General features: G+C 65.1%; 1 protein-coding gene. It reads left to right on the plus strand.

Annotated features, from left to right (window positions below; genetic code table 11):
* On the plus strand, positions 1-350 hold a 350-nt coding region (locus G8O24_RS43175), incomplete at both ends, for an ABC transporter substrate-binding protein (protein WP_244646444.1).

Genomic DNA, 350 nt, shown 5'->3' on the forward strand with positions numbered 1-350 from the left:
TGCCGATGCCGGAGGCGCTGACGCGCACCAATGCGCTGCTTGCCGGCCAGGTTGACCTGATCGAGACGCCAGCGCCCGATGCCGTGCCGCAGCTCAAGGCCGCCGGCATGAAGATCGTCGACAACGTCACGCCGCATGTCTGGAATTATCATCTCAGCGTGCTGCCGGGCTCGCCCTGGACCGACATCCGCCTGCGCAAGGCGCTCAACCTTGCGATCAACCGCGACGAGGTCGTCGGCCTGATGAACGGGCTCGCCAAGCCCGCGAAGGGACAAGTCGACCCGTCGAGCCCGTGGTTCGGCAAGCCGAGCTTTGACTTGAAGTACGATCTTGCCGCGGCGAAGAAGCTG

Source organism: Bradyrhizobium campsiandrae (assembly GCF_014529705.1).
Lineage (GTDB): Bacteria > Pseudomonadota > Alphaproteobacteria > Rhizobiales > Xanthobacteraceae > Bradyrhizobium > Bradyrhizobium campsiandrae.